This is a genomic window from Aulosira sp. FACHB-615 (assembly GCF_014698045.1).
Classification (GTDB): Bacteria; Cyanobacteriota; Cyanobacteriia; order Cyanobacteriales; family Nostocaceae; genus Nostoc_B.
Genome location: NZ_JACJSE010000001.1, coordinates 75649 through 99800, shown reverse-complemented (window position 1 = coordinate 99800; position 24152 = coordinate 75649). Strand labels below are relative to the sequence as shown.

Annotated in this window: 17 protein-coding genes; 9 read left to right on the top strand and 8 right to left on the bottom strand. The window is 42.8% G+C overall.

The annotated features are described in order from the left end of the window. Positions 1–126: 126 nt before the first annotated feature. A complete protein-coding gene (locus H6G77_RS00385; protein ID WP_190870552.1) occupies positions 127–1029 on the top strand; it encodes a DUF1338 domain-containing protein in 903 nt (300 codons plus the stop codon). Between the two features lie 25 nt (positions 1030–1054). On the opposite strand, the gene cobT is transcribed toward H6G77_RS00385, so the two are convergent. The 3 genes from cobT to H6G77_RS00370 all read right to left on the bottom strand — a co-directional run bounded on the left by cobT (position 1055) and on the right by H6G77_RS00370 (position 3878). After that, the gene (gene cobT, locus H6G77_RS00380) at positions 1055–2170 is read right to left on the bottom strand and encodes a nicotinate mononucleotide-dependent phosphoribosyltransferase CobT (RefSeq protein WP_190870551.1); all 1116 of its coding nucleotides are present in this window, start codon (positions 2168–2170) and stop codon (positions 1055–1057) included. A 253-nt stretch (positions 2171–2423) separates the two neighbouring features. Then, positions 2424–3164, bottom strand: coding sequence for a DUF2232 domain-containing protein (locus H6G77_RS00375; protein WP_190592206.1), 741 nt, complete (start codon positions 3162–3164; stop codon positions 2424–2426). A 12-nt stretch (positions 3165–3176) separates the two neighbouring features. Beyond that, positions 3177–3878, bottom strand: coding sequence for a Crp/Fnr family transcriptional regulator (locus H6G77_RS00370; RefSeq protein ID WP_190592207.1), 702 nt, complete (start codon positions 3876–3878; stop codon positions 3177–3179). Between the two features lie 842 nt (positions 3879–4720). On the opposite strand from H6G77_RS00370, the gene H6G77_RS00365 reads away from it, so the two are divergent. After that, positions 4721–4864: a hypothetical protein gene (locus tag H6G77_RS00365; RefSeq protein WP_190870550.1), complete on the top strand. Its 144-nt coding sequence runs from the start codon at positions 4721–4723 to the stop codon at positions 4862–4864. Continuing rightward, positions 4861–8994, top strand: coding sequence for a hypothetical protein (locus H6G77_RS00360; protein ID WP_190870549.1), 4134 nt, complete (start codon positions 4861–4863; stop codon positions 8992–8994). Before H6G77_RS00365 ends, H6G77_RS00360 begins: the two co-directional genes overlap by 4 nt. A gap of 89 nt (positions 8995–9083) precedes the next feature. Here H6G77_RS00360 and H6G77_RS00355 read toward each other — a convergent pair whose 3' ends face one another. Further along, on the bottom strand, positions 9084–11741 hold the full coding sequence (locus H6G77_RS00355; protein ID WP_242049125.1) for an MASE1 domain-containing protein: 2658 nt from the start codon (positions 11739–11741) through the stop codon (positions 9084–9086). Between the two features lie 332 nt (positions 11742–12073). On the opposite strand from H6G77_RS00355, the gene H6G77_RS00350 reads away from it, so the two are divergent. Next, positions 12074–12223 carry a hypothetical protein gene (locus H6G77_RS00350; protein WP_190592209.1) on the top strand — a complete coding sequence of 50 codons (150 nt, stop codon included), beginning with the start codon at positions 12074–12076 and terminating at the stop codon, positions 12221–12223. Positions 12224–12420: 197 nt separating this feature from the next. On the opposite strand, the gene H6G77_RS00345 is transcribed toward H6G77_RS00350, so the two are convergent. Together H6G77_RS00345 and H6G77_RS00340 are read right to left on the bottom strand one after the other, a co-directional pair. Beyond that, positions 12421–13917 carry an alkaline phosphatase PhoX gene (locus tag H6G77_RS00345; protein ID WP_190870548.1) on the bottom strand — a complete coding sequence of 499 codons (1497 nt, stop codon included), beginning with the start codon at positions 13915–13917 and terminating at the stop codon, positions 12421–12423. Positions 13918–14069: 152 nt separating this feature from the next. Further along, the gene (locus H6G77_RS00340) at positions 14070–15131 is read right to left on the bottom strand and encodes a YheT family hydrolase (protein ID WP_190870547.1); all 1062 of its coding nucleotides are present in this window, start codon (positions 15129–15131) and stop codon (positions 14070–14072) included. 154 nt (positions 15132–15285) lie between these two features. Here H6G77_RS00340 and H6G77_RS00335 point away from each other — a divergent pair, with 154 nt between their 5' ends. After that, complete coding sequence (locus H6G77_RS00335) at positions 15286–16017, top strand: response regulator transcription factor (protein ID WP_190592212.1); 732 nt, start codon at positions 15286–15288, stop codon at positions 16015–16017. Positions 16018–16700: 683 nt separating this feature from the next. On the opposite strand, the gene chlP is transcribed toward H6G77_RS00335, so the two are convergent. After that, positions 16701–17921, bottom strand: a complete 1221-nt coding sequence (chlP, locus tag H6G77_RS00330; protein ID WP_396020661.1) for a geranylgeranyl reductase — start codon at positions 17919–17921, stop codon at positions 16701–16703. 397 nt (positions 17922–18318) lie between these two features. Here chlP and yidD point away from each other — a divergent pair, with 397 nt between their 5' ends. Continuing rightward, positions 18319–18825, top strand: coding sequence for a membrane protein insertion efficiency factor YidD (gene yidD, locus H6G77_RS00325; RefSeq protein WP_190870545.1), 507 nt, complete (start codon positions 18319–18321; stop codon positions 18823–18825). Positions 18826–18861: 36 nt separating this feature from the next. Here the strand turns inward: yidD and H6G77_RS00320 are convergent, their stop codons facing one another. Then, on the bottom strand, positions 18862–19128 hold the full coding sequence (locus tag H6G77_RS00320) for a type I-MYXAN CRISPR-associated protein Cas6/Cmx6 (protein WP_242049124.1): 267 nt from the start codon (positions 19126–19128) through the stop codon (positions 18862–18864). A gap of 402 nt (positions 19129–19530) precedes the next feature. Between H6G77_RS00320 and H6G77_RS00315 the strand changes: the two genes are divergently transcribed. The 3 genes from H6G77_RS00315 to mutS all read left to right on the top strand — a co-directional run bounded on the left by H6G77_RS00315 (position 19531) and on the right by mutS (position 24051). Continuing rightward, complete coding sequence (locus tag H6G77_RS00315; RefSeq protein WP_190870544.1) at positions 19531–20739, top strand: AAA family ATPase; 1209 nt, start codon at positions 19531–19533, stop codon at positions 20737–20739. Between the two features lie 17 nt (positions 20740–20756). Beyond that, positions 20757–21353, top strand: a complete 597-nt coding sequence (locus H6G77_RS00310; RefSeq protein ID WP_313954473.1) for a DUF4276 family protein — start codon at positions 20757–20759, stop codon at positions 21351–21353. A gap of 88 nt (positions 21354–21441) precedes the next feature. After that, positions 21442–24051 (top strand): DNA mismatch repair protein MutS, encoded by a 2610-nt coding sequence (gene mutS / locus H6G77_RS00305; RefSeq protein WP_190870543.1) that lies wholly within the window; start codon positions 21442–21444, stop codon positions 24049–24051. Positions 24052–24152: the final 101 nt, after the last annotated feature.

Here is a 24152-nt window from a genome sequence, read left to right as displayed (position 1 = left end):
AGACAAGGTAGAGGGGGTAGACAAGGTAGAAAGATCGCTCCCGTGTCCCCCGTGTCTCCCGTGTCTCCCTTGTCTCCCGTGTCCCCCGTGTCCCCCTTGTCTCCCTACCCCTCTGCGTGAAAAATTATGAACCCCGAACTCGCATCTTATCTCTGGGAAGCACTTTGGCAAGAATATAAAGCCAGAGTCAATTATGCCCAAATCTACCAAAATATGATTACAAACGCGGGGGGAACCGTCGCTAACGACCATATTGCTTTTCGGTCTTTGCGGTTGCTAGTCGATACTCCCCAAGGAAAGATTAACTTAGGTATCAACCACTTAGGACAAATAGCCACAGCATTGGGTTACGAAGTTGCAGGTGAATATACATTTACCGCCACCCATCTTTATGCGCGTCACTATCAGCATCCCCAAGCAGCAGAATTTGACTTACCCAAACTTTTTATTAGTGAATTAATTGTTGATGAATTACCAGAAAATATTGCCCAACTGATTTATCAAACAGCCTCAAAAATTCCTCATCCAAAACTTTCTTCCTTGACACCAAGTTTCTCAGATGAAAAACAATTAAAACAAATCTTTTCTCGTCCTTGGCAAGTTCCCCGACGTTCTGTTGTGGAGGAAGTGAATAAAATCACTCAATATGGTGCTTGGGTATTGTTGCATGGTTACGCCGTTAACCACTTTACAGGATATATTAACCGCCAAAATACCCCTGCATATCCTGATATAGATACTACTGCTGACGCTTTGGTGAAATTAGGTGTCCCGATGAAAGCCGAAATTGAAGGTGATGTAACTTGTGGTTTGCGCCAAACTGCAACTCACGCCGTCTCAGAAATGGTGATAGTCTTAGATGACAACAGTCAAGCAGAAATCCAAATACCTTGGACTTACGCTTATTATGAAATTGCCCAGCGTTACATAGTAGAGTCAGAACCGGGAAAGCCAAAACTGTTTCAGGCTTTTTTAGGCAAAAACGCTCAACATTTGTTTGAAATGACTAGTACAACAAGGCAAAAGTAAGCTGAATTGTGGGTGGTCTTTTAACTCAGCACTCTTTATTCAGTCGTTGGAATTGGTCTTCTATAGCTGCTAAAAGTTGAGATTGTTGCCAATTTTGGTAGAGATAAGCTGCTATGCAGGCTGCTCCAGCGCCTACGCCTTCTTTAACAAAACCCTGTTCATAAGCTTGGAGTTGTGGATAACGAGAATTGGCAAAACTTAGCTGTGTTGATATTAGTGGCGGGACTATACCTGGGTGTTTGCGGCTTTTATCCAAGCTGAGGGCTAAATCCACAGTTTTGCCGGTGGGGTCTTCGGCTACCCAGCGAGTTGTACCGACAATTACTTCAGTCGGTTGCCAAAATAAGTTATGTGCTTGGGAAATTGCTGTAGTTAAAGCGTAAACTGCCAACATTTGTGTCCCGCCTGCTAGGATAACTCCACAACGACGACTAGCGGCGATCGCCATTCCTGCCAACACCACTTGCATTGGATCACCCACGGCTGCGACAATTTGTAGCGGATTAGCATCATCAGGAATGTGTTGTAAGCCAGATTGAACAACTTGCCATTTTTGTTGATGGTTACAAATGGGGTGACTACTGTTAACTTTACCCGTTGCATCTATACCTAAAGCCGTGAGTACAGCTAAAGCAGTTGTCGTTCCGCCAACCACACATTCACTCAAAATGACGTAACTTTGCGGAGCTTCAGCCGCCAAGCGATCGCCCCAAATCAGCCCTTGTTCTAGCAAGTGTTTGACTGTGGCTAATTCCATCGCCTTACCTGTACTTAAACACCTCGCAGGCGCACCACCCAAATCAATTGCTGGTACAGCCGGAAACAAAGGTAATCCCCCATTAAATAAACGCACAGGTATTTTGAGTCCTTCCACCACAGCACGCGAAATTAACACAGGCGATGCGCCCGCCGTCAGTGGTGGTAAAGGATACTGCGGTTGATATTCAGCACCATAATATAAAAATTCCGCATCTGCACAAGCCGTATACTTGCGGTCTGCTGGTGTGCGTCCAGCCGCCGAAATTCCCGGAATTAAAGCAGTTTCTGTAAAACCTAAAACACAGGCAAACACAGGTAAACAACCACCATATTTAGCAATCCAGGCTTTACCTTGTTCTATTTGAGTATAAATACGAATCATAAATAGGACTTACGCACAAAGATTGTCTGTGGAAACTGGGTGAAAGGGTGAAAGGGTGTGGGGTGTAAGGGTTTTGGATACATACACACCTATATCCCTATACCACTTCACCCTTCCCAAACCCTTGATTTTTTGTCTCATTGCGTAATTCCTAATCAATTGAAGAGTCAAGTGTCAAAAGTCAAGAGTTAATAGTGAAAAAACTCCTGCCTCCTGCCTCCGGTTGGTGAGCGAAGCCGAACCACTGCCTTCTCTACCCTTCATAATCCATCATGACTTGTACCCAGCGTGGCGGACGGGGAATAGGATTGCCTAAACGATCTAGTAGTAGCCATGCCGCTAGATGTACAACAAATAAATAAATAAAGTTATTAATAACCACCAAAGCCAAAGCCCCGACTTGAATCAAAAATACGCTGGGAGTGTTTAACAATCCGAGTTTGAGAAATATCCACTCAGAGATTTCTGTAACTTGATTAATTAAATAAATCCATAAATCTTCCCCGGACAAGATAGACAGCAACCACATCCGAAAAAAGAAGCCCAAAGTACCTAATAACGTAGCTAAAGTAATCGACACAATCCAAGGAACCCGACGATGCCAAGTTGCGCCTAAGAGTACACCCATAAGAGCAAAAGGCATCACAAATAATAGACTACGAACAGGCCCCATCAGTACCGATAACAACAAGCCAGAGGTAACAGCAGCCATCCATGCTGCTCTGTGTCCCCAACGTAGGTAAACTAGAGCGATCGGCACAGGAAAGAAAATCCGTAATACTGGCCCCAAAGGAAAATAAAAATTAATAAACCAAATTAAACTGGCAGTACTGGCTAAAAATGCCGTTTCTACCATCCGTAAAGGTGCTGCGGCTTTGAGTTGGGGAGGTTGTAACTGACTTTGGTTTTGGGGTAACTCCTCTTGAGTAGGTGGTAAAGACGCAGAAGATAGGCTTTCCTCTGGCTCATCGGGCAGAGAATCTACAATACTCATTTTGAAATTTTTTTATACAATCAATCTTTCCAGGGCTGACACATCAGGAATACAAATAGTTTCTTGATCCCGTTGAATTAGCCCTTTCTTTTCTAACCTAGTTAAGACTCTTGTCACTGTTTCTCTTGCCAACCCACTTAAACTACTTAATTCTCGATGAGGCAGATTTGGAATTTCTGTTCCTGTTTGCGCTCGTTTTCCCTGACCTTCAGCTAAGAATAACAAAGTATCAGCCACCCGCGATTGACTGTCAGATTCTCTCAGCCGCAAACGACGGTTGACTTGGCGTAAACGCCTAGCCATCAACTTGGATAATCTTACACCTGCCAAGGGTTCAATTTGGAGTAACTTGACAAAATCTTGAGCAGGCAAACTACCAATGACTGTGGCGGTGAGGGTAATGACATCGGTCGAACGAGGTACTTCATCTAAAGCCGCCATTTCACCAAATAATTCGCCCTTACCTAAAATATTGAGGGTTACTTCTTTACCTTCCAAATTATAGGTACGAATTTTTACCCAACCTTCAAAGATAAAATATACAGAACCACCCCAGTCATTTTCCAACAAAATCACTTGATTTGCTGGGTGTGTCCGTGTCACAAGATGGATAAGGGCTGGTTCGACAACAGATTCGGGCAACCCTTGAAAAAAGGGAGCCGTTCTGATCCACGGGTGAAAAGGTTCTTCTTGCAAGCTATATCTGTCTCCCATTACGGCATCTTCATTAAAAGGTGTTACACACAAAAAGAAAAAAAAGTTAATTGCAGCCTAAGCTATAAATGCCAATACTTTTTAAAATACAGAGTTCAGCTAGGTAAACAAAATCACAATAAAAGCATTTTCAGAACAGTCTTACTGACGCAGTTTAAATAAAGCAAAACTTTTGCAAGTAATGTCTAAGTGCCTCTGGGACAATTTTGAAAACTCTAGCTGCATTGCAAAAATATTTACTTAAAAATATAGGCAAACCACATTCATGATACTCAAACTAGTTAATTTTTGCTAACGCCAAATTTGCGGATAAGGGTTTAAGGGTTTAAGGGTTTGAGGGTTTAAGGGTGTACTTCGACAGGCTCAGGGCGGAGCTGCGCTCAGTAACCAGGGTTTAAAGACTTCACCGTGAGCGTCAGCTGAACGGTGTATTATCCAAAACCCTAACCCCCTCATCCCCTTTCACCCCTACACCCAGTTTTCACAGACTCTCTTGGGGAATAAGTTTATTTGTGTTCTAGTTAACTTGCCATTCCTAGACTCCTTAGCTAGATTAATGGCGCGTGTGGATGTAAAGTGGAGGCAATTTGCTAATTGGGTTCGGACTTCTGGCTGATTTGTTGCATTTTTTTATGTTTTTAATTGTGAAGTCCCAGAGGCTGTAACATCGCCTGTATGGTAAAAGGTCAAACAAAGTACTTAATCAACTTATTTGGCTGACAATTGGTAAATATTTTTGTATCCTGGTACTTCAATTAGCATTCCAGCTAATTACCGTGATGCCTGATGAAAATGAGGCTAGGGTTAGGGGCTAGAGGCTAGGGGCTAGAAATGCTTTTTGGATGAGTAAAAATTACTCAGCACTCAGCACTCAGCACTCAGTACTCAGCACTCTCAAAGCAGTTGCTACCGTTATTAACTTTGATAAGCGTCAATTTCTCACCCAAGTTAAAAATCCAGTTCTAGCTAAGGTAATTCTAAAGTGACTTCCCGCGCTGATGAAATTCAAAAACTGATCGCAGATATTGATAACTTACTCACTAACAATGGTAAGCGACTGCCGAAGTTGCTGTCTGGTCAAGCGCCAGAAGCCAGAGAGGTTTTAGAGAGGGTTCGTAATTTTCTGGTGAATTTGCCAGCAACGGAGGCTTTGTATGGTAATATACCTCAGCCTACGGGACAGCTACAACAGTCACCTTTGTTGACGAGATTTGCTGAACAAGTTAATTACCAGTCATCTGGAGAGTTATATCCATCTGAGTCAGCAGAAAATAGTGGACTGAGTAGCCAGCTAAAAAGTGACTTGGCGACATTAATTCAACCACTACAAGCAGAATTAACGGCGCTGTTGCAAGAACGCTCGACTTTGATGCAGGAAATTCGGCAATTAGAGCAGAAACGACTGCAAAATTATTCTTTAAGTCAGCAGTTAGCCAATCAAGAGCAAATTATTGGGGAATTTTTACAGGTGTTGATGAGTCGCCTTGTCCCCACGATCGCACCACATATTAACTCAACACCAGCCCATGATTTTCGTGCTGCTAGTCCTAGTCAGTACAACAGTATAGAACTATCCCCGGCTGCAAGTACGCCTACATTAGATTCATCGGCGCAGTTAGAACAGTTAAATCAGTTTGCCACGAAATTAGACCAACGTTTATTGTCGCTGGATGGTACGGTAAATGTCGTATTTGATGCACTCCAGCGCAATATTACTACTTACCAAGAGTCCTTATCGCAAGCACTGGCGAGAATGCACAGTACAGGCTTGCAAAGTGAACAATTGCTAGTGAGTTTCCTGAATAATTGGACTCAGCAATTGCAGCAACAGATTAATAATCTACCAGCAACGACAGTAGTTAAAGAAACATCAGCAGCAGCGCGATCGCCATTTCCCACTTCCATAGAAACTGCTAGTGTAGAAAATGCTCAATCAGTGGTAATTACTAATACAGAAGTATCTAGTCCATCACTCGAATTACCGCAGCCAGAAGTAGAGTTTACAGACGATGTGGCGGCTAATGATTTGGATGCAATGCTACTGGAATTGACTGGTAGTATTCCACCAGCGACTGATGCGGCTATTCCCCTAGAACTGGAGGGGTTGGAAGATTTAGAAACATTGGCGGATGATTCCCCACCACCACTAACTGCGCCGACACTTTTGCCCACACCAGAAGCCTCAACACCACCGCCAGAAATCTCTGGAATGTTTAGTGATTTATCGCCACCAACTTTAGAGTTGAATGATGAGGTAGATCAACTTTACGCCAGTTTATTTCACGTCAGTCAATCACCAGAAAATTCCACAACCCAATATGAAATAGCGACTGAAACCTCCACTCAGCAATTTCAACCCAGTTCTGTCACTTTACCGACTTCTACAGAACCAACACCAGATACTTCTGCCAAAATTCCTCCCGCAGAACCAGAAACATCGTTTACGACTGTCACAGAAGATGCTGTTAACTCAACAACCGCACCGTTATTTGAGGAAAATGTCGCCTTACCAGAGTCGATATTCACTCAGTCAGATGCAGGCTTGTTAGAAGCAAATCATTTACCACCGCAAAACACAGCCACTAATTCGCCGCCATTTATTGATTTATCTTCAGATTTTCAACAAAAGTTATTTTTTGAAGAACCTGAATTTTCCCATACAACACTCAGCTATTCGCCGGCGATGCGGGAAAATATTCCTGTGCAGCCAGAACATACTGATACAATTACTTCTCTAACTGAACTGTTTGCCGATGCTAGTAGTGCGGAGAATTTATGGCCGGGTTTGTCGCCTGCGGAAATTGCATCAACTTTAGATGAACCTGAACCTACTCCTGATGTGGGAGTGACATCTGAGGCGGAAGTGCTGGAGAATACTTCCGATAGATATATTGCGGCTTCTCCCCAAGAGAATTTGCTTGCGCCAGAGGTGATGCAGTCAGGAAGCATACCGGATATTTCTTTAAATGAAGAACAGTTACGGCAATTAAATCAAGATTTAGCCAATTTTGACGAGATACTCAACTATCAGTTAACAGATGTCTACACTTTGGCAGATATAGAAGAACCGCCAAATGTCGCCTTACCCAATGCACAAACCCTAGACCATACGCCAAATGTGGCTTTTTCTCGTCCGGCTGTAGCGCCAGTTGCACCCATATCGTCGCCACAAACCGAAGTTGATTTAAACTTCTCTCCCGCCAACGAAAAAAAAAAGCAAGAGAAATCGGGTTCCGGTTCCCCAACTCAGGTAGAAATTCCGGTCGATGTGCATAATTCGGTTTGGTATTTAGGTATTGATTTAGGCACAACTGGGATTTCGGCGGCGTTGTTAAATCGCACTCAGTCGGTGGTATACCCAATATATTGGTCAGCAGAGAATATTCCTGGTGCGACGGCTTTTCAACATTCGTTTCGTTTACCTGCGGAAGTTTATCTGCCGAATGCTTCCGTGGCGCAAGGTGACAGTAATGTTAAGAGTAGCCAATGTTCTGCACAGTTAAAGCCTTATTTACAAATAGCTGTACCTTACAAAAGTGAACAGCAAAAATGGGAACCTGTACTGCAATTCAATGAATTTTCCGCAGGGCCGTTGATTTGGGTGGTACGATCGCTTTCTAAATTACTATTAACCCTCAAATCCGATCGCCAGAGTACCACACAAGGTCTAATTGCTATGGCGGTGGGAATTAATCAGCCGACTTTCCACACCATTATGAGTAAAATCGCTGGGGTGATTTGTACTTGTCCCGCGAGTTGGTCAGAACAATATAGATTTAATGTGCGGGAAGCTTTATTAACCAGCAAAATTATCCAACATCCCCAGCAAGTCTTTTTTGTGGAAGAAGCGATCGCTAGTTTAATTAGTGTATTTGATAAAAGTGACAGCCAACTCATTCAAGTGAGCGATCGCACTGGCTTACGTCCCGTCGAAACCACAGAACCGTTAATCGGCAATACTTTGGTAATTAATATTGGCGCAACCGCCAGCGAAATGGCTTTGGTTGATATCCCCGGAAATCTGCTGCAACTAGCACACACAGATTTTATGCTGCACAGTTTTCCCTACGCCAGCAAGGGGATAGAACAGGATATTATTTGTCAGCTACTCATCCCACCAAAATACCGAGAACCACGGAAGAATAACCAAAGCAATGGTCAAAAAAATACTAGTAGTTCTGGGTATTGGCAACCAGCCTTTGCCAATGTTGACAGAATGCAGTGGCAAAGTTTGGGGTTAGATAAATTTGATTTACCAAGGGCTGGAGAGCCTGATATTGGTGTGCGGATTCGGTTACAGCAACGGTTGGAAAGTTCAGTTTTAGGACAAGCTGCCCTCGAAGCTGCCTTGGCTTTGAAGTTAATTTTGCAACATCAAGAAAACTTCATCCTAGAATTGGCAGATCAACAGTGGACATTGCAACGGCGAGACTTAGAAAGTCAAGTGTTTGTCCCCTTTGTGCGCCGCCTGAACCGGGAATTGAATAAATTACTCGTGGCGCGGGGTATTCCCACAGAAGACATTAATCAAGCCGTGTTGACTGGTGGAGTTGCATCTTTAGGAGTTGTATATCATTGGTTACGACAAAAACTCCCCAACGCCAAAATTATTCAGGACTCATATTTAGGGGAAAATGGCGCACCAAATTGCAGCCGAGTTGCATTAGGTTTGGCAATGTTACCCTTGCATTCCCAGATTTTAGAAGAACCAAGACAACAATACACCGACTATTTTCTGTTTACCGAATTGCTACGCCTACTACCAGAGCGGAGTTTATCATTTAACGAAGTGCTTCAGTTGTTTGAGGGTAGAGGAATTAACACGAGTATTTGTCAGCAGAGATTATTGGCATTTTTAGAAGGAGAATTACCAGCCGGGTTGATTCCTACACCACCGGAGTCAGCATGGCTAACCCAGCATTCATCTCAGAATCTAGATTATCAGGCGATCGCAACTGCACCTTTATTTGAAAAACAAGGTAATCTCAGCTATCGTCCCAACTCCCAGCAATTGTCCGCTTTGCGTCGCTATTTAGCCGCCGTCAAAGCCAGTACCCAGCAATCTTTAGAGGAACCATACACGGTTAACTTTGTTCAGGGAGTGGTGAGTAGATGACAGGTGTAGGTTTCAAAAACATTGATTTAGGGTGTAGGGGTGTAAGGGGGATGGAAGTCTGATTAAATCGTCAGTAAGGAGTTTTTTTGCTATAAATTAACCAAAACTTGCCCGATCGCACCTATTAATTGTTTTTGTTCGACAGGTTTAACTAAATGGATGTGAAAACCTGCGGCTAGTGCTTGTTTTTGGTTGATTTCTCCAGCATAAGCTGTCAGAGCGATCGCCGGTATTTTCCCGCCTTGTTCTGGTGGTAAGGCGCGAATCAAACGGATGAGGGTATAACCATCTATTCCCGGCATTCCGATATCACTTAACAGTAAGTCTGCCGTGTTGCTGGCTAAAAATTCTAAGGCTTGGCTACCAGATGCGATCGCTGTGACTTTAGCACCAAATTGTTCTAATATCACAGTCAAAAACTTGCCTGTATCTAAATCATCGTCTACTACCAAAATATGTAAACCGGCTAAATTTACTGCCTCATCTATTGTTGAAACAGGTTTATTTTTTGGCATAAAATCCAGCATTAATGGCAATCTCACCGTGAATGTTGCCCCCATTCCTTCCCCTGGACTTTCTACTTTTACCGTACCCCCATGCAGTTCTGTGAGATGGCGCACAATTGCCAATCCTAATCCTAAGCCACCAAATTGACGAGTAATTGTGCCATCAGCTTGCCGAAAATAATCAAATACGAATGGCAGAAACTCTGGACTAATACCTTTACCATTATCTTGAATTTGAATTTGGGCAAAGGTATCAACTCTTTCTAAAATAATTTCCACTTTAGCCCCAGTCATGGGAGTAAATTTAATCGCATTGGAAAGCAAATTACAAACTATTTGTTGCAGGCGTTCAGCATCTCCTTTTACCCATGCTGTATCCACACAAATCATTTTCTGAATTTGCATCCCTTTAGCTTCCACAGCCAGATATACAGTATCGATAGATGCGTGCAGAATATCAATTAAATTGATAGGTTGAAGATTTAAAATTATTTTTCTCTGTTGAATCCGCGAAACATCCAATAAATCTTCAATGAGTTGGATTTGTAATTTAGCATTTCGCTCAATGGTTTCTAAGCCATGTGTGAGTTTCTCATCATCATATTTGCGTCTTCTGAGTAGTGTTACCCAACCCAAAATCGGATTCAAAGGAGTTCTTAATTCATGGGAAAGTACAGCAATAAACTCATCCTTAATTTTATTCGCCTTTTCCGCTTCACTCCGCGCCGATTGTTCACTATATAAGAGATTTTCTCGCTCAACTTCTGCCTGTTTCCGCGCAGTAATATCCCGAAAAAATATCCCTAAGCCGTCTTCAAAAGGATAAGCATGAATTTCTAGCCACATATTTTGCGGCGGATATAATGCTTCAAAATGTACAGGAATTAATTGTGCGATCGCCCGCAAATATTTTTGCTCAAATTCTGTACCTTGCATTCCTGGCCATTGCTGCCAATAATTTTGCGCCAGCATGGTTTCTGGGGTTGTACCTTTGATTTTAGCTGCTTGTTGGTTGGCATAAGTTATTTGCCAATCTTGATTAACTGCAATAAAAGCATCTGTCATGCTTTCTAAAATATTACTCAAGCGATTTCGCAAATCTTTTTCGGCTTTTAACAATTTATCTTTCTCTCGGTTTGAATCTTCTAAACAAATATTTGTTTCTCTTAATGAATCATTTAATTTAATTAATTTATCCGACAGTTCAGCCCGTTCTTGATATTCGCCAATTCTAAATTTTTCAATAGCTAGTTCTACTTGAATTTTAGCTCTTTCGGTAATTGCCACACCAACCAATAAAGTCACAATTGATTGGACTAACAAACTTAATTTATGCACATGCAAAACTTCTGGCTGTACAGGAAAACTCGGCAATAAAATAGCGTTAGGATAGATTACCAAATAAGAGAAAAGTGTGATTAAAATAGAAAATGTTGAAACCAGCATCCCTGTAGAAACTCCAAAGCGTGTAGCCGCCCACATTACAGGAATAAAGCTCAAAAAAGATAACTGTTGAAATCTAAACTCGGTGTTAGTATTTGTAGAAACTTCTGATACAGTTACCGAAGCAATACTAATACACAAAAATAAAATAGTAGTAACTTCTAATAATAAAGGGCGACAAGTTCGCATTCTAAAAGTTGGGCAGATAGCATTTGATTGCGGATCATGAGATAACCAACCCTTAGATTGCAGATAAGGCGTTAATACTAACAAGATTGTAGGGGTAAAACACATAATACCGATCGCATTGCCTAACCACCAGTGAGTAATACTGTTAGTGAGTTGAGCAGCCGACATTTTGCCTATAGCCACCCAACCTAAACTACCAAACACAGCTAAACTACTGCTGGCAAACAAAGGTACAGTTAAGGTAAAAATAGCAGCATCTTTGAGGTTATGAAACGTCAGAGAACCCTGCCAAAAACGACGGTAGAGTAACCAAGCAACCAGGGGTTCAACAATATCGATAACGCCAATAAATCGCTCCCAACCATACAATCCCCAAACAGGAGCCATGAGAAAAGATGCAATACCTGTGAGGATAATACCATCAAGGCCAAACCAAAAACTTAGTGCGATCGCTACCCCAGATGGCGGAAACCACAAAGAAACCCCTGGCTGAATACGGTAAATCTGCGCCATTCCATGAGCCGCAACCAAAGCTAATAATCCCAGTGATAAAATCAAAAGCCGTCGATGTTTGGCACTCACCCTAACAAATTGCGACAAACGCTGCATAATTGCCCAGAGAAATTTAGATTGTCCGCCTACCTATATTAGTGCCAATTAACAGTCATAGCACCAGACCCTACTTTTTGCGGCGATGATTGCAAAGGTAAATATTTCTGGTGTATCAAAATATTGTTTGAATAATGTGATACCAATTCTCTGTAAGCTTGCACGAAATAATTATTTTTGTCTTCCTTGGCGCTCTTGGCGTTCTTGGCGGTTCGTAAAAAAATTAACTGCATCTTCATAGAGAATTGGTATGAGTTGAAGAGCAGTTCATCAAGGTCGGTTAATAACTATATCTCAGCGTGATACCATTTCACTTTAAAAATGATACGGATATGCAAGTAGCGCCTCGACTTCTCCTGACGGAGACGCTGCGCGAACGCTCGGCGACCAGAAGCAGAGTTGCAGAGGAAGCGATTTCTATCAGTAATTTCGTGAAATGGTATGAGTTAGATGAAGCGATCGCTGGTTGTAAATATAAATAAATTTAACTTAATGTTTTGTGAATTAAGCAAAAGAATCATATCATTTACGACAACAAAAAATAGAGCCTGCCAAAACAGACTCTACCAATTAATTAGAAAAACTAGTTTTTCTATAGCAATCCTATCTGAGGGGTTTTATATGCTCTCTCCCTTGTCTCCCCCATCTCCCTTGTCTATTTGATATAGAGATCCTATTACTACCGTCCACTACTAAAGCGACGAGTCCAATCACCCCAAATTGCAAATGTCAAACCAGGAGTTTGAATATTTACAAACAAAGTTCTTCCCGCAGGATCAAAGCAAGCACCAGCAAATTCATTGTCGGCGAAGCGATCTCTAATTGCAGAATCAGGGTTATTGGCAAACAGAATATTTTTCGCAAATTGATACAGTTCACCTTTTTGGCTCACACCGACAACATATTGTTCTCCGCCACCATCTTCGCAAAGGAAGAGGTCTCCAAAAGGCGCAACAGTAATGTTATCTGGCTCATCAAGAAGTTCACCAGTAGGAGCTGCTTCAACTAAGAGAGTGATTTCTTGTCGAGCAATGTCATATACCCAAACTTGACCATTACCTCTGGTGGAGTCAAAAGCGGGAGGGCCGCCTTGAGTAGCAGTAAAGTAAATTAATCCCTTAGCATACCAAGCACCTTCACCCCGGAAGAAAATAGCTGCTCCCTTGTCTTGTGCTTGAAAGCGGACTCCACGACGATTACTTTCTGAACTGGGGTTAGGATTATCCACCTTCACCCATTCCACTGGAAAGGCTTGACCAACGGGAATGCGACCTATTTGACCACCCAAATTCGGATTATTGCTGGTATTCACCGCAAAGTTATTCACACCTGGTTGGTTTTTGATTTTCAAAGCGTAAAGAGTACCACCTTTAGCTAAGTCACCAGGTCTTCTGGGTCTGACATTCGGTACAAACCGATAAAAGCAGCTATCACCTTGGTCTTCTGTTTCGTAAACATCACCAGTTCTGGGGTCTACAGCTATAGCTTCATGGCTAAAGCGTCCCATTTCGATTAAGGGAACAGGATTGACCAAACCGCTATTTTCATCAGCTACAACTTCAAAGTTGTAACCGTGGTTTCTGACTTCTACCGCACCGGAACTGGTGATGTTAGTACTGGTAGAGAAGGTTTCTTCACAACTAATCCAACTACGCCAAGGTGTGGGGCCACCAGCACAGTTACGAATAGTTCCAGCCAGAGAAGCAAAATCTTTGATCAGTTCACGGTTAGGGCCAACTATTAATGTGGTGGTTCCACCTTGTGCGCCTGTGGAATATCTGGTTCCACCAACAACCGGATTTGGGGAAGAAGTACCTAATTCATGGTTCCGCACCAGAATTGTGGTGTTGCGAGGCCCAGGAAATGCAGCCATACCATCATGACCAGCAGGTACTATGGAGCGATCGCTCATTGTCTGACCAGTAACTGATAGAACACGATAGTTGAATCCTGGGGGAAGTGCAAGGATCGTCTCTCCTCTTAAATCACCCGCAACTGTATTGGCCAAATCTGATGAGTTCAGGGGTAATCTCGGTTCTAACGGACCATAGCCGATTCCCCTGACCATTTGCCCCATAGCAGCCTTAGCATAAAACGCTTCTAAAGGAGAAAGCACAGTAGCACCTGCGGCGCTTGCACCAGCTAAAGTTAAAAACTTACGTCTTGAAAATGCCATTATATTTAATTTCTTTTTCCTGATAGCAGAGCAATCAGGAGAAAAGTTATTTGGCTGAGATTAAGACGAGATGATGAAGAGTTTAACTATTACTTAGTTAAATTTTCGTTATCTGTTTTGGAAATCATGAATGAGGAGTCAGCAACCACAATTTAGGATGACCGTTGATTTTCCAGCCATTGCAAAATTCGATTCCAAGCCCACCAAGGGTCAGGGTCTTGGGCTTGGGACTGACACTCTTTGCTACTTAGATAGCCGACATGACCCCCATAACGGGTGAGTAGCAAATCTAGGGCGGAATTTTGGTCACAGGCTGCTGCTAATTCAGGGACGATATCTGGATGAAATAAAGGATCATCCGCAGCGTAGATAATTAAAGTTGGTTTCTGGAGTTCTGGTAACAATTGGAGGGCGCTGCTGGCTTTGTAGTATGCCTCTACACTGGGAAAGCCCAGCCTTTCAATTACTAGTTCGTGGTCAAAATCCCAAATGGTGTTTGTTCTTTCTATGGCTTGAGGGTCAATAGTTCCAGGATGAGCATCATGAATTCGCCAAGCGAGTTTTTTTAATTCACGCACAATACTAGCTTCTATGAGTCTACCAAAGCGGTCTTTGGTGAGGTAGGTGAGCGATCGCAACGAATCCAAACTCGGACAAATCACTGCGCCACCACCAATATCGCTATATTCGATACCCAAATTTTCATTACCCTGGGTTAATTCCCCAGCTGCTTTAATTCCCCACAGGGCTAATTGTCCCCCCAAAGAAAACCCCATAAACCAAAATTTGCTGGGACATCCCATCGCCGCCGCCGCCGCCGCCAAGCGCACAAAATCTTCACCCTCATACAATCCGTCAGATGTTAAAGTCGGTGACAAATCTGCCGTTCTACCGTGCGCTCGCCAATCAAATAACACCACAGCATACCCTTGAGAGTATGCTTTGCGTCCTAACAACCGCAAAGACCATTCTTGGTCTAACTCGCCCGTAATTCCATAGGTGGCAATGATTGTACTGTGGGCATTGTCGGGAATTGCTACCCAAGTAAAAATCGGCACACCTTGTCCACCCATCAATATTGTTTTATGATAGGGCGGCTCTGGTTGAGCAACTGTACTTTCCCAGTAACGTTTTCCCCAAAACGCCGTGTAAACAGTCATTGCTAGACCATTTTGTAAAAATTTAGCTGGATTGTAGGGCGGGTAACACATCATTTTGCAAATTTCGTGTATCTTAAGTTTTGTTTTTCATGAATTAGTTTTAATATTTATGTTAGATTTAAAATCTTTTTTATAATCAAGACAGAAATCTTTGTATTCACCAAAGATTCTTATTTTTCCTTAAAAAGTAGCAATAATTTTTTTAATAATGCCGAGGATTCTAGTCATAGACGATGACCCAGCAATTTCCGAGCTTGTTGCCGTCAATTTAGAAATGGCTGGCTATGATGTCAGTCAAGCTGAAGACGGTATCAAAGGTCAAGCTTTAGCTCTCCAGCTACAACCAGACTTGATTATGCTCGATCTCATGCTGCCCAGAGTAGATGGATTTACAGTTTGTCAACGCCTCCGTCGAGATGAACGGACTGCGGAAATTCCCGTGTTGATGCTGACCGCCTTAAGTCAGACTCAAGACAAAGTAGAAGGCTTCAACGCCGGCGCAGACGACTATCTCACCAAACCATTTGAAGTTGAAGAAATGCTGGCGCGGGTAAGAGCTTTATTGCGCCGTACTGACCGCATTCCCCAAGCCGCCAAGCACAGCGAAATTCTCAACTACGGCCCCTTAACCTTGGTTCCTGAAAGGTTTGAGGCGATATGGTTCACTGAGACAGTGAAACTGACCCATTTGGAATTTGAGTTACTCCACTGTTTACTGCAACGCCACGGACAAACAGTTTCTCCTAGCGAAATTCTGCGCGAAGTTTGGGGTTACGATCCTGATGATGACATTGAGACGATTCGAGTTCATATTCGTCATTTAAGAACTAAACTCGAACCCGATCCCCGCCATCCTCGCTACATCAAAACCGTATATGGTGCAGGATATTGTCTAGAATTGCCCAGTCTGCCTGCATCAGCTGAAGGCGCTTCTGCATAAGTGGTTGACTAACGCAATCTATTCCTTGACCTCAGCCCTAAATTTGCCGAATTCATCATGTTGTGTGTCATGCTGTGGGGAATGAGGTTTAGTGGTTTTACCAAGGAAAACTCTAATTTCGCCTGCTTGACTCTACAGAAAGCTACCTTCCAATAGACATCCTTTTGTGGGGGTTGGTGCTTAGTAGGCGAATGCTACTCTATTAGTACTACAGTGCTAATTAATCGCCACGAGTCCAATAGCACTGCAATCAGTCAAAAATTGGCATTCTCTTGAAACAATTTTGAGGGAATGCCAATCAATTTAATGTAGCAAAATATATGCTTCACGCCGTGTGCAACTTTCCCTCAAACCTAACCCCCAACCCCTTCCCTTGTAGGGAAGGGGAGCAAGATTCAAAGCCTCTACGCCACTTGCTTCAAGTCGGGAAACCCGCCCAACGCAGTGGCTCCTCCTTTCAGGGGAGAGGTTTGGAGAGGGGTTTCAAAAATAAGTCGCATATCGCGTTACGTTACTATTCACAATTCACATTGACTTCTGACTTCTGACTTCTAGCTTCTGCGTTTTTAATAACCAAAAATTACAGAGGAGCCGAGGTACAAATTAATTCACAATGGACTAACTGCCATTGGAATTATCTGCACTTCTTCTCCTCTGCTGTGTTTACTACCCTATTGCTGCTTTTAGGGAGCAAGGGCGTTACCGCGAATTAAGCTACCAAGGGTTTTGGCAGTAATTTTTAGTTGGGTAATGGGGTTAGCGGGGACAACTGTTTTGTATAGATAGCTGTCGAAGGTGAGGCGCTGTACATCCATGTCAGCACACATTTCGACGAATGCTTCACGGGTTGCATCAGAACGATAGAACACGCTCTGCAAAATGTCTAACACTTTGTAGGTGAGTCCGTATTTCTTATCCCAACGCTTGATATAGATTTTGAGGTCGTTTTCTGTGGGGATGCGGCTACCGTTGTTGGAAGTTTCCACAATGGTTTCAGCACACATTCTTCCAGATTTGGCAGCAAAGTAAATTCCTTCCCCAGAAGACTTAGTAACGTAGCCAGCAGCATCTCCAACTAAGGCGATGCGACCAACGACGCGACGAGGACGGGGATGTTCAGGAATGGGATGCGCTTCGACTTTGATGATTTTACCGCCTTCGAGTTTTTTGGCAGCACGAGCGCGGATACCTGCTTGCAATTGTTTAATACTGGCTTTATTGACGTGCATTGTGCCAGTACCAACAGCTACGTGATCATATTTGGGGAATACCCAAGCGTAGAAGTCGGTGGAAACGTCATCGCCGACATACATTTCGGCTAAGTCGTTGTAGTACACCATTTTGTCTTGGGGTAAGCGAATTCGCTCTTGGAAGGCGATCGCATAATTATAATCCCCAGCATCCATTTCTTTGGCAATGCGGGAATTTGCCCCATCCGCCCCAATGATTAAATCTACTTTCAGGGTTTTTGTAATACCCTGCACGCCGCCTTCAGTATGGTCAACGTAATGAATTGTATAGGGGTCGGTATTATTTGTGGGTATATCGACTTTATGAACAGTGGCGTTAATTAAATTTGCACCTAATTTTGCCGCGCGATTCCGCAAAAAGCCATCGAGGACTTCGCGGCGACACATTCCTATATATTCTTCTTCATTTACCAGGTTAATATCAACCTCACGATTGGAAGGCGAAATCATTTTCATCTTCCGCACCCGGCGATCGATAATCTCTGGTGGTAGGTCAAATTCACCCACCATACAAAGGGGAATAGCGCCCCCGCAGGGCTTGGCATTGTCCAGCTTGCGCTCAAACAGGTAGGTTTCAATCCCAGCTTTTGCCAATGTTTCGGCGGCAGATGAACCAGCAGGGCCTGACCCCACAACAGCAACCCGTAGTGTCAAAGGTCTTCTCCCAATCTTGACATTTACCGAAAGCATCCTACCACGGTCTTTTGGCTGATTTGGCGCTCACCCTCTCAGTTTTGACAGAAATGCAATATTCCTTAATGTTTCGATACAAAACTAGGGAGTAGGGAGTGGGGAGTGGTGAGTAGGAAGTCTATGGTAACGATTGTATGGAATTTAGGAATAGTGATTCACTGTGAAGAATTGGGAATACTCTTTTTTACTCCCTATTCCCTACTCCCTATTCTCTACTCCCTATTCCCTATTCCCTACTCCCTATTCCCTACTCCCTACTCCCTACTCCCTACTCCCTATTCCCTACTCCCTATTCCCTACTCCCTACTCCCTACTCCCTACTCCCTACTCCCTACTCCCTACTCCCTACTCCCTAACTATGCAGATTTCTTTACTAGACTCTTTCACTCGCCGAGTTAGCGTTAGTGTGATTACTGGATACCAAAAGCATATTTCTCCCCACAAAGGCTTTGCTTGCGCCCATAGGATTTTATATGGGGGCGAATCTTGTTCCCAGTACATCAAGCGCGTAATTGCCCAAGACGGTTTGAGGGTGGCGTTAATCAAGTCCCGTACCAGATTTCAAGCTTGCAAACAAGCTAATTTAATTTTGCGTTCCCAATTGGATGATTCTGAAGATGCAGAATCAAAAGATGAAGCAAATACACAGCCAGCAAAAAAAGACAATAGCAGTAATAATTCTCAATCTTCCAATACAAGCTGTAGCAGTAATGATAGTGCTTACTGTGTAGATTGTGCTGATTTAAGTTGCAATTGTGCTGATATGGCTAATATCTTGAGTGATTGTGATTTCTTTCATTGTCACGCTGTAGATTGTAGTGGCGCTGATTGTGGCTTTCTTGATTGTGGTAGTTGTGGTAATTAAATAATCTTCAGAATTCAGAAGCCAGAAGTCACAATACTATGAGACACTTTCTGAAGAAATTAATGGTTTGTAGTCGGGAATATCTAGTTGATAAGAATTTTGACATATATGGAAAGCTTGACCTGCTAAATAAGGATAAATTAAAGGAATCTGTTGATGATGAATCCGAATTTTTAGGCGAGATTGAGCAGTGAGTTCAAGCAAATTGTTCCTGTCCGAAATTCCTGCGCTCGGATGAATCCCAATATTGTCTAGTTCGTGAAGGATAGGACAAATCCTGGACAATGCGCTATATCCTTCCATTTTGGACTAGCGGCAAAGTTATGGTTCCAGGCTGTCAATTTCATCCAGTATTAGCTGACGCAGGAATGAGGTTTATAGTGTTGTTGACGGCAAAGTTATGCTTCCAGTTGCGGCAAAGTTATGGGTAAAGTCACACTTCACTCTTCACCAAACCTTTGATTTTTCGTCTTATTGCATAAGTCCTAAAATAAAAAAAATCTTGAGCGATCGCAACTCAACACCACATCACGCTATCATCGAGTATTGTGGCTTTTGCGTGTGTGAATCCTGGCATCTATCTATGACCGCTTCTGACTCTCACTACCTCCTCACTGAATTTATCAACACCCTGCACCTCAAACAGATACGGGACTAGTAGACCGCAGTAAGCTTAAAGTAAGTAGTGGAATAGGTTAGAAGCAGATGGAAGGCAAAAGATTCATTCGTAAAATTAAATTACAAAACTTTCTCTCCTATGGAAGCGAAGGAGAAGAAATTGAACTGCAACCACTTAATGTATTAATTGGGACGAATACATCAGGTAAATCAAATTTAATTGAAGCTATTGGAATTTTAAAAGCAACACCTACAGATTTAGCTGTGCCATTTCGTCAAGGTGGAGGAGTTAGTGAATTTCTTTGGAAAGGTGATGATGGGAGTACAACAGCAGAATTACAAGCTATTATTGATTATCCCAAAGAATTACAACCTCTGCGTTATAAATTGAATTTTGCTGCGTCTGCTCAAAGAGTTGAAATAGTAGATGAAGTTGTAGAAAACGAATATCCCATTCAGGACGAAAGTGAAGCACACTTTTATTATCGTTTCAATGATTATAACGGTCATCCAGCTTTTAGAGTTAGAGAAGAAGGTGCTTGGGCAGGAATATATAATGAATTTTGGGCAAACAGCGAATTATTCCGTATAGATCAATCAATATTATCTCAAGTCCAAGAAGCACTTAGATATCCAGAAATAACATATCTTCGCAATCAATTCGCCAATATTGCTCTATACCGTGATTTTCCTATGGGTCGTCATGGAAAGTTAAGAGATGTCCAAAAAGTTGATTTACCTGAACATCCTCTTTTAGAGGATGGTAGTAATTTAGGTTTAGTATTAAATAACTTACAATACAAAATAAGTAATAGACAAATTATTGATACTCTCAAGAAATTTTACACTTCAGCAGAAGAATTGATTGTGAGAATATATGGCGGTACAGTACAAATATTTATTCGTGAAGAAGAACTGATTCAACCGATTCCTGCAAGTCGATTATCTGATGGGACACTCCGTTATTTATTTTTAATGGCTTTACTGCTTGACCCAACTCCACCGCCACTTATTTGCCTGGAAGAACCAGAAATTGGTTTACATCCAGATATTTTACCAACTATAGCTGAAATGCTAATTGAAGCATCTCAGAAAACACAATTAATTGTGACAACTCATTCTGATGCTTTAGTTTCTGCTTTAAGCGAATATCCTGAAGCAATATTAGTTTGTGAACGAGATGAAAAAGGCTCTCATCTTCGCCGCCTTGAAGCAGATAAGCTGAAAAATTGGCTAGAAAAGTACACATTAGGAGACCTCTGGCGTATGGGTGAAATTGGGGGAAATAGATGGTAAAGGAGGTGCGAATTTAGATAGAAGGTGGCGGTGATGGTAAAAATACAAAGGCTTTAATTAGAAAGGGGTTTAGTAAATTTTTTAACCCATTAGTTGAATTAGCAAGAAGTAGAAAAGTCAAGTGGAATATTGTTATTTGTGGTTCTCGTAATAGTGCTTTTGAAGATTTCAAAAATGCTTTAAACGACCATCCAGAAGCTTTTAATATATTGTTGGTTGATGCCGAAGCACCTGTAAAAGTAGAGTCACCTTGGCAACATTTGAAGTTGAGGGATAATTGGGATAAACCATCAGGAGTTGATGACAACCAGTGTCATTTGATGGTGCAAGCTGTTGAGGCTTGGTTTATTGCTGATATTGCAACGCTCAAAAAATTTTATGGTCAAGGTTTTAAAGAAAATTCTATTCCCAAAAATCCGAATGTAGAGACTATTGCCAAAGATAGTCTAGAACCAAGTTTAAAGACTGCTACTAGCAAAACGACTAAAGGAGAGTATCACAAAATTAATCATGCCTCAAAGTTGCTGGAATTGCTCGATGTAGCGACTGTTCGCCAAGCTTCACCGTACTGCGATCGCTTATTTACCACCTTACAAGATAAAATAGAAGCATAAAAAAATCTTGAGCGATCGCAAATCAACACCACATCACGGTATCATGGAGTATTGTGGCTTTTGCGTGTGTGAATCCTGGCATCTATCTATGACCGCTTCTGACTCTGATAACCAGTCAAAGGAATCTCTTCAACCCCCTGCGCCTCACGCGGACACGCGACTGGTAGACCGCAGTAAGCTGAGTAAAATGTATCAGCATTATGTGGAAATCAAAGATAAACATCCCCACGCGTTGTTGTTATATCGGGTAGGCGATTTCTTTGAAACTTTTTTCCAAGATGCTGTTACCGTGTCGCGGGAATTGGAATTAGTTCTCACCAGCAAGCATGGCGGCGAAGTAGGACGGGTGGCGATGACTGGTGTACCGCACCACGCTTGGGAACGCTACAGCACCCAATTGGTCGAAAAAGGCTATGCAGTGGTGATTTGTGACCAAGTAGAAGATGCTTCCGAAGCCGTGGGTTTGGTAAGGAGGGAAGTTACGCGCATCCTCACCCCTGGCACTTTGTTAGAAGAGGGAATGTTAAAATCTAGCCGCAATAATTATTTAGCTGCGGTGGTAATTGCGGGGAATCATTGGGGTTTAGCTTACGCAGATATCTCCACGGGGGAATTTCTCACAACCCAAGGTAGCGATTTAGAACACTTGACGCAAGAATTAATGCGCTTGCAACCTTCCGAGGTGTTAGTTCCCACCAATGCACCTGATTTGGGTGTGTTGCTGCGTCCGGGGGAAACCTCGCCCCATCTTCCCCAATGTTTACCGCCATCATTTTGTTATAGTTTGCGATCGCAAGTACCCTTTTCTCAAGGGGAAGCCAGAAGTAAATTATTGCAGAAATTTAAGGTGCGATCGCTCGAAGGTTTAGGTTGTGATCATCTTCCCCTGGCTGTGCGGGCGGCGGGCGGTCTTTTAGAATATGTGGAAGATACCCAAAAAGAAAATAGAATTTCCCTGCAAAGACTCCGCACCTATACACTCACAGACTACTTAATTATTGACCATCAAACCCGCCGGAATTTAGAAATTACCCAAACCGTTCGGGATGGTACTTTTCACGGTTCCCTACTGTGGGCGTTAGATAGAACTAGCACCGCAATGGGAAGTCGGGCTTTACGACGTTGGTTATTACAACCCCTACTGGATATTAAAGGCATTTGGGCGCGGCAAGAAACAATTCAAGAATTAAAAGAAAATACACCACTGCGTCAAGATTTGCGCTATTTATTACGGCAAATCTACGATTTAGAACGGCTTACAGGTAGGGCGAGTTCGGGAACTGCGAATGCGCGAGATTTAATCGCTTTAGCGGATTCTCTCTCACGTTTGCCAGAATTAGCCCGTGTAGTCGCTGATGCTAGTTCTCCCTTCTTGAAAGCTTTGCAAAAAGTCCCGCCAGTCTTGGAAGAATTAGCCCGAAAAATTCAAGCCCACCTCGTCGAAGCACCGCCCATTCATTTAAAAGAAGGGGGATTAATTCGTCCTGGTATCAATGTATTATTAGATGAAAGAAAGGCGACTGTCGAAGCAGACCATCAATGGATTGCCAATTTAGAAGTTGATGAAAGGTCAAGAACAGGTATTCCGACGCTGAAAGTGGGATTTAACGAAACCTTTGGTTACTACATTAGTATTTCTCGCACCAAAGCCGACCAAGTACCCGCCAACTATATCCGCAAGCAAACCCTCAAGAACGAAGAACGCTATATCACCCCAGAACTCAAAGAAAGGGAAGCGCGGATTCTCAGTGCGCGGGATGATTTATATAAGTTGGAATATGAGATTTTTGTGGCGTTAAGGGAAGAAGTCGGCGAACAAGCCGAGGCTATCCGTCAACTGTCTCGCGCTGTCGCGGCGGCGGATGTGTTGTGTGGTTTAGCCGAGTTGGCTGTGCAGCAAGGTTACTGTCGTCCCGAAATGATATCAGGGCGAGGACTAGAAATTGTAGATGGTCGTCACCCAGTGGTAGAACAGTCCTTACCTGCGGGTTTCTTCGTCCCTAATTCCACATATTTAGGGAGTGGGGAGTCGGGAATTGGGAGTAGTGAAAAAGCCCCACTCCCCACTCCCCACTCCCCACTCCCTGACTTAATTATTCTGACTGGGCCGAATGCCAGTGGTAAAAGTTGTTACTTGCGTCAGGTAGGGTTAATTCAATTGATGGCGCAAATTGGGAGTTTTGTCCCGGCTAAATCTGCCAAACTGGGAGTATGCGATCGCATTTTTACCCGTGTTGGTGCTGTGGATGATTTGGCAACTGGTCAATCTACCTTTATGGTGGAAATGAATGAAACCGCCAATATTCTCAATCATGCCACATCGAAATCTTTAGTATTATTAGATGAAATTGGACGCGGAACAGCCACTTTTGACGGTCTTTCCATTGCTTGGGCGGTTGCTGAATATATCGCTACCGATATTCGTTCCCGGACAATTTTTGCTACTCACTATCATGAATTAAATGAGTTAGCAGCGATGTTACCTAATGTGGCTAATTATCAAGTCACCGTCAAAGAATTACCAGACCAAATTATCTTTTTACATCAAGTCCAACCAGGTGGGGCTGATAAATCTTACGGTATCGAAGCGGGAAGGTTAGCTGGTTTACCTGCGGTGGTAATACAAAGAGCAAAACAAGTTATGGGCGAAATTGAGAAACACAGTAAAATTGCGATCGGGCTGAAAAATTTAACTTGAGTGTGGCGAGTAATGAGTAAGAGGAACGGAACCCAACATTCATGCCTACTTTGTTGGGTTACGCTATCGCTCCACCCAACCTTGTATATTGAGGGAAGTAG

Bases quoted from the DNA above. Each gene is read 5' to 3' on its own strand.
- H6G77_RS00375 (WP_190592206.1), bottom strand. From the start codon at position 3,164: ATGAGTATTGTAGATTCTCTGCCCGATGAGCCAGAGGAAAGCCTATCT.
- H6G77_RS00365 (WP_190870550.1), top strand. From the start codon at position 4,721: ATGAGTAAAAATTACTCAGCACTCAGCACTCAGCACTCAGTACTCAGC.
- H6G77_RS00370 (WP_190592207.1), bottom strand. From the start codon at position 3,878: ATGGGAGACAGATATAGCTTGCAAGAAGAACCTTTTCACCCGTGGATC.
- H6G77_RS00315 (WP_190870544.1), top strand. From the start codon at position 19,531: ATGGAAGGCAAAAGATTCATTCGTAAAATTAAATTACAAAACTTTCTC.
- H6G77_RS00345 (WP_190870548.1), bottom strand. From the start codon at position 13,917: ATGGCATTTTCAAGACGTAAGTTTTTAACTTTAGCTGGTGCAAGCGCC.
- mutS (WP_190870543.1), top strand. From the start codon at position 21,442: ATGACCGCTTCTGACTCTGATAACCAGTCAAAGGAATCTCTTCAACCC.
- yidD (WP_190870545.1), top strand. From the start codon at position 18,319: ATGCAGATTTCTTTACTAGACTCTTTCACTCGCCGAGTTAGCGTTAGT.
- H6G77_RS00350 (WP_190592209.1), top strand. From the start codon at position 12,074: ATGCAAGTAGCGCCTCGACTTCTCCTGACGGAGACGCTGCGCGAACGC.
- H6G77_RS00340 (WP_190870547.1), bottom strand. From the start codon at position 15,131: ATGATGTGTTACCCGCCCTACAATCCAGCTAAATTTTTACAAAATGGT.
- cobT (WP_190870551.1), bottom strand. From the start codon at position 2,170: ATGATTCGTATTTATACTCAAATAGAACAAGGTAAAGCCTGGATTGCT.
- H6G77_RS00355 (WP_242049125.1), bottom strand. From the start codon at position 11,741: ATGCAGCGTTTGTCGCAATTTGTTAGGGTGAGTGCCAAACATCGACGG.
- H6G77_RS00320 (WP_242049124.1), bottom strand. From the start codon at position 19,128: ATGGAAGGATATAGCGCATTGTCCAGGATTTGTCCTATCCTTCACGAA.
- H6G77_RS00335 (WP_190592212.1), top strand. From the start codon at position 15,286: ATGCCGAGGATTCTAGTCATAGACGATGACCCAGCAATTTCCGAGCTT.
- H6G77_RS00385 (WP_190870552.1), top strand. From the start codon at position 127: ATGAACCCCGAACTCGCATCTTATCTCTGGGAAGCACTTTGGCAAGAA.